Raw genomic sequence first — 12951 nt, forward strand, 5'->3', positions numbered from 1 at the left:
AGGGGCGGGAGGAAGCGTCCCGGTCGGATGCCGGGTGGGAGCGGGTCGGCGCCGCCGAGCGGGGCGGCTCGCACCGCCCCGCTCGGCCGATCTCATCCCTGGAGGTCGTCCTCGAGCACGAAGCTGCCGCTCGCGGGATCGATGCCCACGATCACGAAGCCGCCGCCCGAGAGGGTGTGATCCTTGGTGAACGTCAGCGGGCCCGCGAAGGTCTTGAAGTCCTTCAGCCCCTCGAGCGCCGCGACGACCTTGTCGAAGTCGGTGCTGTCGGCTTCGTCGATCGCCTCGGCGACCACGCGCACGGCATCGTACGACTGGGTGGAGTACGGGCCGGGCTTGCCGCCGGCGAGCTTCTCGTAGTCTGCGATCCACTTGTCGGCGCCCTGGATCATGTCGGGCGTCTGCGTGAACGTTCCCACGACCTTGTCGGTGTAGCCCTTGCCGGCGATCTCGGCGAACTTCGCGTCGACCGATCCGTCGCCCACCAGGAACGCACCCTCGTAGCCGGCGTCGGTGGCCTGGCGGACGATCAGACCACCCTCCTGGTAGTACCCCGTCCAGTACACGAGGTCCGGCTTGGCCGAAGCGAGCTGTGTCGCCACTGCCGAGTAGTCGTTCTCGCCGGGAGTCACGGTCGCCTCGAATGCGACGGTGAGTCCCGCCTCTTCAGCCTGCTGGACGAACGATCCCGCGAGATCGGCGGAGTACGCCGTTGCATCGTCGATCGCCGCAACGGTCTTCGCGCCGATCTTCTGGGCGTACGTCACTGCGGCTTTGGCCTGCTGTGTGCCGGTGCCGTTGATGAGGAATACACCGGGCAGCTGCTGCTTCACGAGCTCGTTCGAGTTGGCTGCCGGGATGACCATGGGGATGCCGGCCTCGTCGAAGATCGGCAGCGTGGGAAGGGTGGCTCCCGAGCAGTAGCCGCCGACCGAGGCGACCACGCCGTTGGTGACGAGCTTGTTCGCGGCCGCGACCGAGGCGGTGGCGTCGCAGGCGTCGTCCTCCACCACCAGTTCGAGCTTTCGGTCGTCGATGCCGCCGTCGGCGTTGATCTCGTCGATCGCGAGCTGCGCGCCGTTCTTCATGTAATCCCCGAAAGCTGATTCGCTGCCCGAGAACGGCGCCAGCATTCCAAGCTTGATCGGCCCGTCGGAGCCACCGCCACCGTCGTCGCCGGCGCCGAGGCCGCCCGAGCAGCCGGCGGTGATGATGATCGCGCCTAGGGCGGCGGCGAGGGACAGCGTGCGTCGCAGACGCGGATTGCGGGTGTTCATGTGATGGTCCTCCTGGATGCCTCATTGCATGTGCCATCGGATAGTACGTGACACATTACTGCTGAGGCGGCCGGAAAGGAATCCCCGAGATCAATCTGTGACCGGCGTCGCGTGGAACAGTCGATCAGCGCTCGTCGCGTCCGCTCCATACGCCTCCGACGTGACCGATATGCCGGCGCATGAGCGCCTCCGCCCCCTCGCCGTCTCCGGCGACCAGCAGGTCCACCAGCTGCGCGTGTTCGAGAGCGGTGGGCATCAGTGCGTCGGACTCCACCAGGTGGGCGAGCCCCACCAGACGCGTCTGCTGGCGAAGCTCCCGCACCAGGTCGAGCAGTGCGCGGTTGCCCGCCTGCGCGAGGACTCGCAGGTGGAATGCGGTGTCCGCGGCCAGGAATTCCGCGAACAGCCCCGCTCGGCCCGCCTCGACGATGCGGTCGGCCAGCGCACGCAGCTCAGCGACTACGCCGTCGTCGAGTGTGCCTGCGATGCGACGCATGGGCGGCGCCTCGAGCAGCATCCGCACCTCGCACAGCTCGTTGAGCTCATCCTGAGAGACCTCGGTCACCGCGAATCCGCGGTTGCGGATGGGATTGAGAAAACCGCGGCGCGTGAGATTGAGCATCGCCTCGCGAACCGGGGTGGCGCTGACTCCGAAGTCAGTCGCCAGACGTGGCACGGTCAGCACATGTCCCGGCGGGATCTCCCCGGCGACGATGCGCGCCGACAGCTGGTTCTCGATCTGCTCGCGCAGGCTCTCGGAGGGAGCGAGGGGGGCGGCGAAGTCGCTCAGAGCATCCTGCAGCATCATGGCGACACCCTACCCGCAGCCGAATCGGCTGCGACGGCGCTTTTGCCCGGCCGTCCCCGAGTCGCCGGATGACCGCTCGCAATAGGATCGATCTGAGAGCGGATGCCGGAACGGAGACGCGCGATGGGATACATCACCTCCCCTGCCCTTAGCGAGACGGGCTACGTCGTGCTCGACCGCCACGACCAATCGGCCGATCCCGTCGAGTGGCGCGACCTCGAGTACGTCGGGTGGCGCTCGTCGGGCATCACCCGCTTCGCGCCGCTCGCGAGCCACGCCGGCGATGTCGAGTGCAACGGCTTCTGGAACCACACTCCCCCGCGCACCGACAAGGACGGCGTGTGGATCCCCTCCCAGGTCGCGAAGGCGCCGACGCTGCAGGCGCGCGCGCTCGAGCCCGGCGCCAACGTGGGTCGCTGCCGCGTCATCGAGCTGCAGCCGAACACGTATGCCGATGCCATCTACAACCTGCATCAGGACGACAACAACCGACTCAACGCCGAGGGCACCGGCTGGGTCGTGCGGGCGTGGCTCAACCTGACCGACGACCCCGACTCGCTGCTCATCCTGCGCTCCGATCGCTTCGATCCCTCGACCGAGATCCGCCTTCCACTGCACGCCGGCTCGCGCATCATCGTCGACACGCAGCGCTTCTGGCACGCCGTCTGGCACCAGGGATCGGCGCCGCGCTACTCGTTGATCTGCTCATGGACGTCGGGCCCCGAGCTCGACACGTACCTCTCCGCGGGCAACGCGAACCCGCATCCGGCATCCGTTCCGCTTCCGGCCGACCTCGTCGCCGACGCTCAGGCCGAGATGCACCGGCGCATCGAAGAGCGCCGTCAGGCGTTCGAGGCGCACGGGATCGTGATGGAGCCGACCGAGTCGCTGTACAGCTAGGCGACGACGCGCAGCTGAACCGTGCACTCGGCGGGACGCCTGGCCGCCTGCACGCACTCCGCGGCGATGGGTCCGCCGGCCTGCGTCAGCACGCCCTGCATCAGCCCGAGGTGCACCTGGCACAGCATCGGCCGGTGCTCGGGAGAACTTGCGGCGTGCGGGCACGGCGTGAGGTCCACCGTCATGCGGCTCTCGTCGACGATCGGCTCGAAGCCGCTCTCCTCGAGATGCTCGACCAGCGCGTCGAGCTGGTAGGTCGCGTCGCGTCCGAGCTCGGAGTCCGGCTCCGACAGGATACGGCGCATCAGGTCACCGCGCCTGGCGGCCTCGGCGACCTTGTCGCGGGCGATCGGACTCGACGCATCGGGCGCTCCGGTCGCCGCGCTGTAGAGAGTGCGGGGCCGCCCGCGGGTGGTGCGGTGCTCGGTCGCCTGGATGACGTAGCCGCCCTCGATGAGCCGCTGCAGATGCTCGCGCACGGTGTTCGCGTGCAGACCGGTCGCCTCGCAGAGCTCGCCGATGGTGCGCTCGGCCCTCGTCTGCACGAGATGCAGGATGCGCACCCGCGAGTAGCTGGAGATCGGCCCGTATGCGACCGCAGTGGTGGTCATGCTCCCATGCTCCCAGAACGGGCCAGCGCGGGAGTGAGCGCGGGCCGTGAATAATCCCGGACCGCGCGGCGGCCTGCGGCGCGGATAGTGTGGATGGCATGATCTCCGCCGCTGTGCTGACCGTCTCCGATCGCTCGGCGGCCGGCGTGCGGCCGGACTCCGCAGGCCCGGTGGCCGTGCTCGCGCTGCGCGAGGCGGGATACGCGTGCGCAGACGCGACGGTGGTGCCCGACGGGGCGGATGCCGTCGAGCGGGCCCTGCGGACGCTTCGCGATTCGGGCATCCGGCTCATCATCACCAGCGGCGGCACGGGGGTCGCACCGCGCGACGAGACGCCCGAAGGCACCGCGCGCGTGATCGAGAGGCAGCTGCCCGGCATCGCGGAAGAGCTGCGTCGCGCCGGCCTCGCCGCCACCCCCGCATCGATGCTGACCCGCGGCCTCGCCGGCGTCGTCGGCGACACGCTGATCGTCAACCTGCCCGGCTCGCCGAAGGCCGTCGCCGAGGGCATGCCCGTCGTGCTCTCGGTCGCCGGGCACGTGCTCAGCCAACTCGATGGAGAGGACCACCGATGACCGTCCGCCTGGCGCGCATCTCAGACCAGCCGCTGTCGCTCGACGAGCACATCGCCGCCGTCGACAGCACCACCTCCGGCGCCGTCACGACGTTCGTCGGCCGAGTGCGCGACCACGATCCGGATGCCGCGGATGCCGTCGTCGCGCTGGAGTACACCTCCCACCCGGATGCCGAGCAGACCCTGCACCGCATCGCCGAGGTCGCCTCGGAGGGAACGGATGCCGTCGTCGCCGTCAGCCACCGGATCGGGCGTCTCGATGTCGGAGAGGCGGCGGTCGTCATAGCTGTGGCCTCATCGCACCGGGATGCGGCGTTCACGGTGTGCCGCGAGGTGATCGAGGCGATCAAGCGCGAGCTGCCGGTATGGAAGCGTCAGGTCGAGGCCGACGGCACGACCGCGTGGAAGGGCATCGGCGGCTGACCTCCCGGCGCTGCCGACCGCGACCGGCGCTGCCGACCGCGACCGGCGCGCGACCGACGCGCGGTTCACCCGCCCGCGAACGGCGGCAGCACGTCGATGGTCTTCGCCTCGGCGAGCGCGAAGTCGTCGTCGACTCGGGCGCCGTCGACGAGCACCGCGCAGCGCGACAGGATGCCCGTGAGCGCCGGGTGCTCGGCGAGCAGCTGCTGCCTGAGGGCCCCCAGCGTTCCGGCATCCGTCGTCAGCGCATCCTGACCGACGGCCTCCTGGGCGGCGGCGAAGAAGCGCACAGTGGTGGTCTGCGTCGTCGTCATCTCAGCGCTCCTTCCAGTCGCCGGCCAGCTCGACCACGGCGGCGACGGCCTCACGAACCTGTTCCGGCGTGCCGCCGGCACGACCCGCGACCAGCCCGGCGACGAAGGCGCTGAACGGGGCAGCCGGCCGCGCGACGCCATTGGCGACGTCGCGTGCGAGGTCGAGGATGAGACCGATCGGCACGTCTTCGGCATCGAGGTCGAACCGCTCGCGCAGGGCGAGCGCCCACTCGTCGAGCGCCTCGGGGGGCAGGGTGCGGGATGATTCGCTCACGGTCTCCTCCTCGAATGCCGCGCGCATGCGCGCCAGGTCCGCCGGGGTGTCGATGTCGGCGGTGATCCCATCTTCGTCTGCCAGCCACGTTATATCGAGGCCGCCGAGCAGGGCGCGGCACGCCAGGCCGGCGAGCTCATCGCCTGCGGCGCGCACCGCAGCGCGCAGAGCCGCGGTGCGGTAGATGCCGGCGAGCCATTGCGGATGCCCACCGGCGCTCAGCACGACCGCCTCTGCGGCCGACGGTGCGGAGGTCGCCGCCTCGGTCAGCTGCGCGGTCACACGCTCGACGTGCGGCAGGTCACCGGCGAGCACGAGCGTCCATTCCGGCGCATCGCCGTCACCGTGGCCGCTCTGCGCAGACACCCCCGCGGCGATGCCTGCCGCCGGGCCCGAGAACGGCGGATCCTCGCGCGCCCACCGCACCGGGGCGTCGGAGTCGAGCTGCGGCCCGACGGCGATGATCGGCGCGCATCCGGCATCCGTCATCGCGCCGATCGCGCGCGAGAGCAGCGTCCGACCGCCCACCTCGAGCAGGGGCTTGGCACCGCCGCCCATGCGCGTCGAGCGCCCGCCGACGAGCAGGATCGCGCCGAGGGTCGTTGCGGTCATTCTCCGGGCCGCCGCCATGATCCGCTGCGGCCGCCCTCCTTCGCGGTGATGCGCAGATTCTCGATCGAGGCAGACTTGTCGACGCCCTTGATCATGTCGATCACCGACAGCGCGGCCACCGAGACGGCCGTGAGCGCCTCCATCTCGACGCCGGTGCGGTCGGCGGTGCGCACTGTCGCCTCGATGGCGACGCCCTCGTCTTCGATCTCGAGATCGACGACCGCACCGTGCACGCCGATGACGTGCGCGAGCGGCAGCAGCTCGGGGGTGCGCTTGGCCGCCTGGATGCCGGCGATGCGCGACACCGCGAGCACGTCGCCCTTGGGCACCGACCCGTCGCGCAGCTGAGCCACTGTCTCAGCAGCGCAGCGCACGAACCCGCGCGCGGTGGCGGCGCGAACGGTCGGCTTCTTCTCGGTCACGTCGACCATGCGTGCGTGGCCGGCGGAATCCAGGTGGGTGAAGGTCATCACAGCTCCATGACTTCGATGAGGTCGCCGGCGGAGACGCGCTCCGTCTCGGCGGGGACGATGGCGTAGGCGTCGGCGCCGCCGAGGCCCACGCTGAGGTGCGAGCCCGATCCGCCGGCGGTCGCGGGGCGCACGGTCGGCCGGGCCGGGTCGGTGCGGTCGATCACGGCAGGAAGGTACTGACGGCGCCCGGGCGGGGTGCGCCACTCGACCGCTGCGGGCACGTGCCGGCGAGGTCGGTGGATGGTGTCGCGTCCCTGCATGCGCAGCAGGGCCGGTCGCACGAAGACCTCGAACGACACGGCGGCGCTGACGGGGTTGCCGGGAAGGCCGAACAGCAGCATCCCGTCGGCGGTCGCGCCGAAGCCCTGCGGCTTGCCGGGCTGCATCGCGACCTTCGTGAACTCCATGGCGTCTTCGAGGCTCTGCTTGACGACCTCGTAGGCGCCGGCGCTGACTCCGCCCGAGAAGACGATGGCATCGGCACCGCGTTCCCTCGCGTCGGCGACGGCCTCGGCCGGACCGTCGCCCTCGTCGTCGACGACCCGGCGCAGCACGATCTCGGCGCCGGCTTCGGCGGCGAGCCCCGCAAGCAGGATGCCGTTCGACTCGGGGATCTGGCCGCGCTGCAGCGGCGTGCCGGGGGCGACGAGCTCGGATCCGGTCGAGACGATCGCGATGCGTGGTCGCGGGGCGACGTCGACGTGCGCGATGCCGGCGGATGCCAGCGCTGCCAGCTGCCGTGCCCCGAGCAGCGTACCCGCGGCTAGCACGACCGCGTCGGCGGCGATGTCGGCGCCGGCCCGGCGGATGTGCGCGTGCTGAGCGCTGGGCGCTCGCTGCACGACCACGGTCGCAAGCGAGTCGGCCAGCCCGCCGGCGGTGTCTTCGAAGGGCACGATCGCGTCGGCCACGGTCGGGGTCGGGGCCCCGGTCATGATCCGCGCGGCCTCGCCCGGCGCGATCGCGGGGTCGAGCGCGCTGCCGGCCGGAATGTCGGCGACGACCCGCAGGGTGACCGGATGCTCGGGTGCGGCGCCCGCGACATCGGCCCAGCGCACCGCGAAGCCGTCCATGGCGGAGTTGTCGAAGACGGGTACGGCGCTGGCCGCGCGCGCGTCGGATGCCAGGGTCAGCCCGTGCGCCTCGTCGAGCGGCACGGTGAGGGGCGGACGCCGGCGAACTTCAGCGAGGACGATCTCGAGCTGCTCTTCGACGGTTCTCATGCGGTCGCCTCGCTCTGTGACGCCTCGTTCCAGGCATCCATGCCCCCGGCCAGCACGACGGCGTCGGCACCGACGGCGCGCAGCGTCTCGGCGGCACGGCGTGCGCGAACACCGGCCTGGCAGATCACGACGATGCGGCCCTGGGCGACCGCCGACGGATCGGCGAGCACCCGCGCCAGCGGCACGTGCGTGGCACCGGGGATCATGCCGGCGGCGACCTCGGCTTCCTCCCGCACGTCGAGCAGCAGCGCACCGGCGGCCGACTCGTGCCCGAGGTCGGCGACGGCGATGTGCGGCGGCGAGGGCTGTGGCTCGGGTCCGGCAGAAGCCTGCACCCGCGATGAGCGCAGCGGCACCTCGCTGCTCTTGGCGCGCAGCGCGTCGATGACGAGCACCCGCCCCAGCAGCGGGTCGCCGATTCCGGTGATCAGCTTGATCGCCTCCATCGCGAGGATCGATCCGGCCTGCAGGCAGAGCGCGCCGAAGACGCCGACCGCGGCGCACGTGGGCAGTTCACCCACGCTCCCCTCGGGGTAGAGATCACTCAGCACGACGGCGTCGGTGCCCTCCGGCGGCGACGACCAGAAGACGGTGATCTGCGCGGCGAACTCCTGGATTACGCCCCACACGAGCGGGATGCCGAGTCGTTCGGTCGCCGCGGCGACGTCGAGGCGCGTGGCGAACGTGTCGGTGCCGTCGATCACCAGGTCGGCTCCGGCGAGCAGGTCTGCGGCGTTGTCGGATGCCAGCCGCGCCCGCAGCGGTCTGACCTCGGTCTCGGGTGACAGGTCGGCGGCGACGCGAACGGCGCTGTCGACTTTCGGCCGGCCGACGTCGCTGCGGCGGTGCATGATCTGGCGCTGCAGATTGGAGATCTCGACGTCGTCGTCGTCGATGATCGTGAGCGTTCCGACTCCGGCCGCGGCGAGTGCGAGCACGACCGGAGCGCCGAGTCCGCCCGCCCCGACGACGGCGACGTGGGCGGCACGCAGGCGACGCTGTCCGATCTCGCCGAGACCGGACAGCACCTGATGGCGCGCGGTGCGCAGACGCTCGGCGTCACTCAGAGCGTCGACTGGCTCGACGAGAGGCGGCAGAGGCATACTCCGAGCGTACGGTTCTCTCGCGTGACCGGCCAGCATCGCTCGCCGGGAAAAGGCGGCCAAGACACCTGCCGATTCCCGCAGATGCGGAGGTTCGCGGATATTTCGTCTGGATCTGCGGTCATCCGACATCTAGGCTCAGGCCATGACCTCGTATCGAATCGCTGACGCCGCCCGCCTGCTCGGCGTGAGCGACGACACGGTGCGGCGCTGGATCGACCACGGCGCACTGCCAGTCACAGGGGATTCCCCCGCCCGCATCCCTGGCGCCGCCCTCGCCGATCACGCCCAGCGCCTGGCCGACGCCCCCGGCAACGGCGCCGACCTGCTCTCCAGCGCGCGCAACCGCTTCACCGGTCTCGTCACGCGCGTGCAGATCGACGGCGTGATGGCTCAGGTCGACATCCAGGCAGGTCCCCACCGGGTCGTCTCGCTGCTGTCGGCTGAGGCTGCAAGGCAGCTCGACCTGCAGCCCGGCTCGCTCGCCTCGGCAGTGATCAAGGCGACCAACGTGATCGTCGAGACGCCGCCGAAGGAGGCGCTGCGGTGAGGCTGCGATGGGTCGGCGTCGCCGTTCTGGTCGCGACGCTGGTGCTCACCGGGTGCACGTCAACCGCATCCTGCTCCGACGGGAATGACTCGAACGGGAAGAGCTCCGGCTCGAGCGATGGGCAGCAGGGCCCCACCGGCGAGGTGACGGTGTTCGCCGCCGCGTCGCTGCGCACCGCGTTCGACGAGATCGCCGAGTCGTTCGAGCAGCAGTACCCGGGCGTCACCGTGAACCCCATCGTGTACGACGGCTCGAGCACACTCGTGACCCAGCTGCAAGAGGGCGCACAGGCCGACGTGCTCGCCACCGCCGACGAGCGCAGCATGACCGCGCTGGTCGACAGCGGCCTCGCCGCCGACCCGCAGCTCTTCGCCACCAACACGCTGGTCGTGGCGGTTCCCGCCGGCGACCCGGGGGGTGTCGAGACACTGGCCGATCTCGCAGATGCCGTGACCGTGCTCTGCGCGCCGCAGGTGCCGTGCGGAGTGGCGAGCCAGACGCTTCTCGAGGCGGCCGGAGTAGCGGTGACGCCGGCGAGCCAGGAGCAGAACGTCACCGCCGTGCTGCAGAAGATCGCCGCCGGCGAGGCGGATGCCGGGCTCGTCTACGCCACCGATGTGATCGGCGACGACGCCGTGCAGAGCTTCGTGCCCCAGGGCGCCGACGAGGTCGTCAACCGCTACCCGATCGTCGCGCTCGACGACGCCGACGAGACCGGCGAGCTCTTCGCCGACTTCGTGCGCGGGCCGGACGGGCAGCGGATCCTGCAGCGGCTCGGGTTCGGGGCGCCGTGACCGTCGACGCCGGTCCCGCGGCCTCCCGTCGCGCTGCCGTTCGGCGCAGCGGCATCCGCGACACCGGCTCGGGCACGCCGTTCACAGTGATCGCCCCGGCGGTGCTCGGGGTGGCGCTGCTGATCCTGCCGCTGCTGGCACTGATCACCAGAGCGTCTTGGGCGACGCTGTGGCAGGACATCACCTCACCTGTCGCCGTCGACGCGCTGCGGCTGTCGCTCGTCAGCGGCCTGGCGGCCACGGCCGTGTGCCTGGTGCTCGGCCTTCCGCTGGCGCTGCTGATGGCGAGGTCGGGCCCTCGCACGTCGGCGCTGCTGCGCGCGCTCGTCGCCGTGCCCCTCGTGCTGCCGCCGATGGTCGGCGGCGTGGCGCTGCTGTTCCTGTTCGGCAGGACGAGTCCGGTCGGACGGATGCTGTCGGATGCCTTCGACGTGACTCTGCCGTTCACCCCGGCGGCGGTGGTGCTCGCGCAGGCGTTCGTCGCCCTGCCGTTCCTCGTGCTCGCGGTGGAGGGCACCATCCGCAGCGTCGGCGGCCGGTACGAGCGCACCGCGGCGACACTGGGCGCCCGCCCGTGGCGAGTGCTGTGGCGGGTGACGCTGCCGCTCGCGGCGCCCGGGATCGTGGTCGGCGTGATCCTGTGCTTCGCGCGGGCCATCGGCGAGTTCGGTGCCACGGCGCTGTTCGCCGGCAACGCCCCCGGCGTGACCCAGACGATGCCACTGGCGATCTACACGGCGTTCAACGGCGCGGGCACCGGCCGCGAGACGGCGGTCGCGCTGTCGATCCTGCTGCTCGCGACCGCGGTCGTGGTGCTGCTGCTCGTGCGCGCCTGGCGACCGGGGGCGCTGAAGTGACCGGCACGCTCGACGCCCATGTGGTCGTCGACCACGCCGGCCTCGACGTGCGGCTGACGCTGCGCCCAGGTGAGGTGCTGGCGGTGATGGGTCCGAGCGGGGCCGGCAAGACTACGCTGCTGGATGCCGTCGCCGGCCTCACCCGTCTTGACGGCGGGCACGTCGACATCGGCGGCGATCGGCTGGCGGATGCTTCGCGGCACACTCCCCCGTCGCGGCGCGCGATCGGTCTGCTCGGCCAGGACCCGCTGCTGTTCCCGCACATGACCGCCGTGGGCAACATCGCGTTCGCCGCCCGTTCGGCCGGCTCGTCGCGCGCCGATGCGCTCGCACTCGCCGAGGAGTGGATGCCGCGCATCGGCCTGCCCGACCTGGGCGGCCGCCGACCCGACCAGCTCTCCGGCGGTCAGCGTCAGCGCGTCGCGCTGGCCCGCGCCCTCGCGGCGCGCCCGCGGCTGCTGCTGCTGGATGAGCCGTTCAGCTCGCTCGACGTGCTCGCCGCCGCGCAGCTGCGCGAGGTCGTCCGCGACCAGCTGCACGGCACCACGACGATCGTCGTCTCGCACACCGTCGCCGATGCGCACGCCCTCGCCGACCGCCTGCTCATCCTCGAGCACGGGCGCATCTCCCAAGAGGGCGAACTTCGCGAGGTGCTGGCGGCCCCGGGCACCCCGTTCGCCCAGGCGGTCGCCGCCTCGCAGTGAGCCCGGGCATACCGGTCGGGCACGGTCGAAGGCCGTGGTGTCGGATGCCGAGGATACCCTTGCTGCATGGCCACCCGCAGACCCGCCCCTCCCGCTTTCGTGTGCTCGGAATGCGGCTGGACGACGGCGAAGTGGGTCGGCCGCTGCGGCGAGTGCCAGCAGTGGGGCACGGTGCAGGAGCAGGGCGCGAAGACGGGTCTGGTGCGCCAGACCGAGGCGACCGCCCCGCTCGCGGGTCGGGCCGCACGGCCGATCACCCAGATCACGACCGCCGACGCGCCGCGGCGCAGCAGCGGGGTCGGCGAGTTCGATCGCGTGCTGGGCGGCGGGATCGTGCCGGGTGCGGCCATTCTGCTGAGCGGCGAGCCGGGTGTCGGCAAGTCGACTCTGCTGCTGGAGGTGGCGGCGTCGACCGCGCGCACCGGCCGTCGCGTGCTGTATGCGAGCGCGGAGGAGTCACCGGCCCAGGTGCGCCTGCGCGCCGAGCGCACGAATGCGCTGCACGACGAGCTGTACCTCGCCAGCGAGACCGACCTCGCCACGATCCTCGGTCACATCGACGACGTGAAGCCCGACCTGGTGATCGTCGACTCGGTGCAGACGGTGGCGTCGGGTCTCATCGACGGCGCAGCCGGTCAGCCGAGTCAGGTGCGCGAGGTCGCGGCGACCCTCATCAGGGTCGCGAAAGATCGCGGGCTGCCGGTGATCATCGTCGGACACGTGACCAAAGACGGTCAGGTCGCGGGCCCCCGGGTGCTCGAGCACCTGGTCGACGTGGTGTGTCATTTCGAGGGCGATCGGCAGACGTCGCTGCGGTTCATCCGGGCGCTGAAGAACCGGTTCGGACCCACGGACGAGGTCGGCTGCTTCGAGATGACCGGTGCGGGTATCGCCGAGGTGCCCGATCCGAGCGGATTGTTCCTGTCTCAGGGTGCTGCGGAGCCTGGCACCTGTGTCGCGATCGCCCTGGAGGGGCGGCGCGCGCTTCCGGTGGAGGTGCAGGCGCTGACGATCGAGGCGAACGCCCCGAATCCGCGACGGGTCGTGCACGGCCTGGACTCGTCGCGCGTGGCGATGGTGCTGGCGATCCTCGAGCGACGTGCGGGCATCGCCACGTCCAAGCTCGATGTCTACGTGTCGACCGTCGGCGGGGTGCGGTTCACCGAGCCTGCGGCCGATCTGGCGATCGCGGTGGCCGTGGCCGGGTCGATCCAGCAGCTGTCCGTGCCCCGCACGATCTCGGCGGTGGGTGAGCTGTCGCTGGCGGGTGAGATCCGCCCGGTGACGCAGGCGGCGCAGCGGCGCAGCGAGGCGGCACGGCTCGGATACCAGCAGGTGGTGGACGACCGCTCGAAGACTCTGCGATCGGCACTGAGTGACATCCGCTCGCGCGCGACGGGGCGGCGCGACCGGACGCCCGCGCAGCGCTCCTCGGCCGAGGCGCCCTTCTGAGC

Annotated in this window: 16 protein-coding genes; 8 read left to right on the forward strand and 8 right to left on the reverse strand. The window is 71.3% G+C overall.

Going from position 1 to position 12951, the window contains the following annotated elements; all coding sequences use genetic code 11:
• Positions 1-92: 92 nt before the first annotated feature.
• Positions 93-1277: a branched-chain amino acid ABC transporter substrate-binding protein gene (locus V2S05_RS08015; protein ID WP_413634659.1), complete on the reverse strand. Its 1185-nt coding sequence runs from the start codon at positions 1275-1277 to the stop codon at positions 93-95.
• A 124-nt stretch (positions 1278-1401) separates the two neighbouring features.
• On the reverse strand, positions 1402-2085 hold the full coding sequence (locus V2S05_RS08020) for a GntR family transcriptional regulator (protein ID WP_413634660.1): 684 nt from the start codon (positions 2083-2085) through the stop codon (positions 1402-1404).
• 123 nt (positions 2086-2208) lie between these two features.
• Between V2S05_RS08020 and V2S05_RS08025 the strand changes: the two genes are divergently transcribed.
• Positions 2209-2985, forward strand: coding sequence for a hypothetical protein (locus tag V2S05_RS08025; RefSeq protein WP_413634661.1), 777 nt, complete (start codon positions 2209-2211; stop codon positions 2983-2985).
• Here V2S05_RS08025 and V2S05_RS08030 read toward each other — a convergent pair.
• Positions 2982-3596 (reverse strand): helix-turn-helix transcriptional regulator, encoded by a 615-nt coding sequence (locus V2S05_RS08030; protein ID WP_413634662.1) that lies wholly within the window; start codon positions 3594-3596, stop codon positions 2982-2984. The two genes, V2S05_RS08025 and V2S05_RS08030, sit on opposite strands and share 4 nt — an antisense overlap.
• A 98-nt stretch (positions 3597-3694) precedes the next feature.
• On the opposite strand from V2S05_RS08030, the gene V2S05_RS08035 reads away from it, so the two are divergent.
• Positions 3695-4171 carry a MogA/MoaB family molybdenum cofactor biosynthesis protein gene (locus tag V2S05_RS08035; protein WP_413634663.1) on the forward strand — a complete coding sequence of 159 codons (477 nt, stop codon included), beginning with the start codon at positions 3695-3697 and terminating at the stop codon, positions 4169-4171.
• Positions 4168-4593: a molybdenum cofactor biosynthesis protein MoaE gene (locus tag V2S05_RS08040; protein ID WP_271639392.1), complete on the forward strand. Its 426-nt coding sequence runs from the start codon at positions 4168-4170 to the stop codon at positions 4591-4593. The genes V2S05_RS08035 and V2S05_RS08040 overlap by 4 nt, the downstream gene beginning before the upstream one ends.
• A 65-nt stretch (positions 4594-4658) precedes the next feature.
• On the opposite strand, the gene V2S05_RS08045 is transcribed toward V2S05_RS08040, so the two are convergent.
• From V2S05_RS08045 to V2S05_RS08065, 5 genes are read right to left on the reverse strand one after another with little or no spacing between them, the layout of a single operon-like run.
• Positions 4659-4907, reverse strand: coding sequence for a MoaD/ThiS family protein (locus tag V2S05_RS08045; RefSeq protein WP_271639391.1), 249 nt, complete (start codon positions 4905-4907; stop codon positions 4659-4661).
• 1 nt (position 4908) lies between these two features.
• Positions 4909-5793, reverse strand: coding sequence for an NTP transferase domain-containing protein (locus V2S05_RS08050; protein WP_413634664.1), 885 nt, complete (start codon positions 5791-5793; stop codon positions 4909-4911).
• Positions 5790-6263, reverse strand: coding sequence for a cyclic pyranopterin monophosphate synthase MoaC (gene moaC, locus V2S05_RS08055; protein WP_413634665.1), 474 nt, complete (start codon positions 6261-6263; stop codon positions 5790-5792). Before moaC ends, V2S05_RS08050 begins: the two co-directional genes overlap by 4 nt.
• On the reverse strand, positions 6263-7489 hold the full coding sequence (gene glp, locus V2S05_RS08060; protein ID WP_413634666.1) for a gephyrin-like molybdotransferase Glp: 1227 nt from the start codon (positions 7487-7489) through the stop codon (positions 6263-6265). The genes moaC and glp overlap by 1 nt, the downstream gene beginning before the upstream one ends.
• The gene (locus V2S05_RS08065; protein ID WP_413634667.1) at positions 7486-8592 is read right to left on the reverse strand and encodes a ThiF family adenylyltransferase; all 1107 of its coding nucleotides are present in this window, start codon (positions 8590-8592) and stop codon (positions 7486-7488) included. The genes glp and V2S05_RS08065 overlap by 4 nt, the downstream gene beginning before the upstream one ends.
• Before the next feature lie 145 nt (positions 8593-8737).
• On the opposite strand from V2S05_RS08065, the gene V2S05_RS08070 reads away from it, so the two are divergent.
• From V2S05_RS08070 to radA, 5 genes are all read left to right on the forward strand, one after another.
• On the forward strand, positions 8738-9142 hold the full coding sequence (locus V2S05_RS08070) for a TOBE domain-containing protein (RefSeq protein ID WP_413634668.1): 405 nt from the start codon (positions 8738-8740) through the stop codon (positions 9140-9142).
• Entirely contained in the window at positions 9139-9936 is a 798-nt protein-coding gene (modA, locus tag V2S05_RS08075; RefSeq protein ID WP_413634669.1) for a molybdate ABC transporter substrate-binding protein, read from the forward strand. The genes V2S05_RS08070 and modA overlap by 4 nt, the downstream gene beginning before the upstream one ends.
• Positions 9937-9989: 53 nt before the next feature.
• Entirely contained in the window at positions 9990-10793 is an 804-nt protein-coding gene (locus V2S05_RS08080; protein ID WP_413635256.1) for an ABC transporter permease, read from the forward strand.
• Positions 10790-11497 carry an ATP-binding cassette domain-containing protein gene (locus V2S05_RS08085; RefSeq protein ID WP_413634670.1) on the forward strand — a complete coding sequence of 236 codons (708 nt, stop codon included), beginning with the start codon at positions 10790-10792 and terminating at the stop codon, positions 11495-11497. Before V2S05_RS08080 ends, V2S05_RS08085 begins: the two co-directional genes overlap by 4 nt.
• A 66-nt stretch (positions 11498-11563) precedes the next feature.
• Positions 11564-12949: a DNA repair protein RadA gene (gene radA / locus V2S05_RS08090; protein ID WP_413634671.1), complete on the forward strand. Its 1386-nt coding sequence runs from the start codon at positions 11564-11566 to the stop codon at positions 12947-12949.
• Positions 12950-12951: the final 2 nt, after the last annotated feature.

The organism is Microbacterium sp. OR16 (assembly GCF_047306725.1).
Classification (GTDB): domain Bacteria; phylum Actinomycetota; class Actinomycetes; order Actinomycetales; family Microbacteriaceae; genus Microbacterium.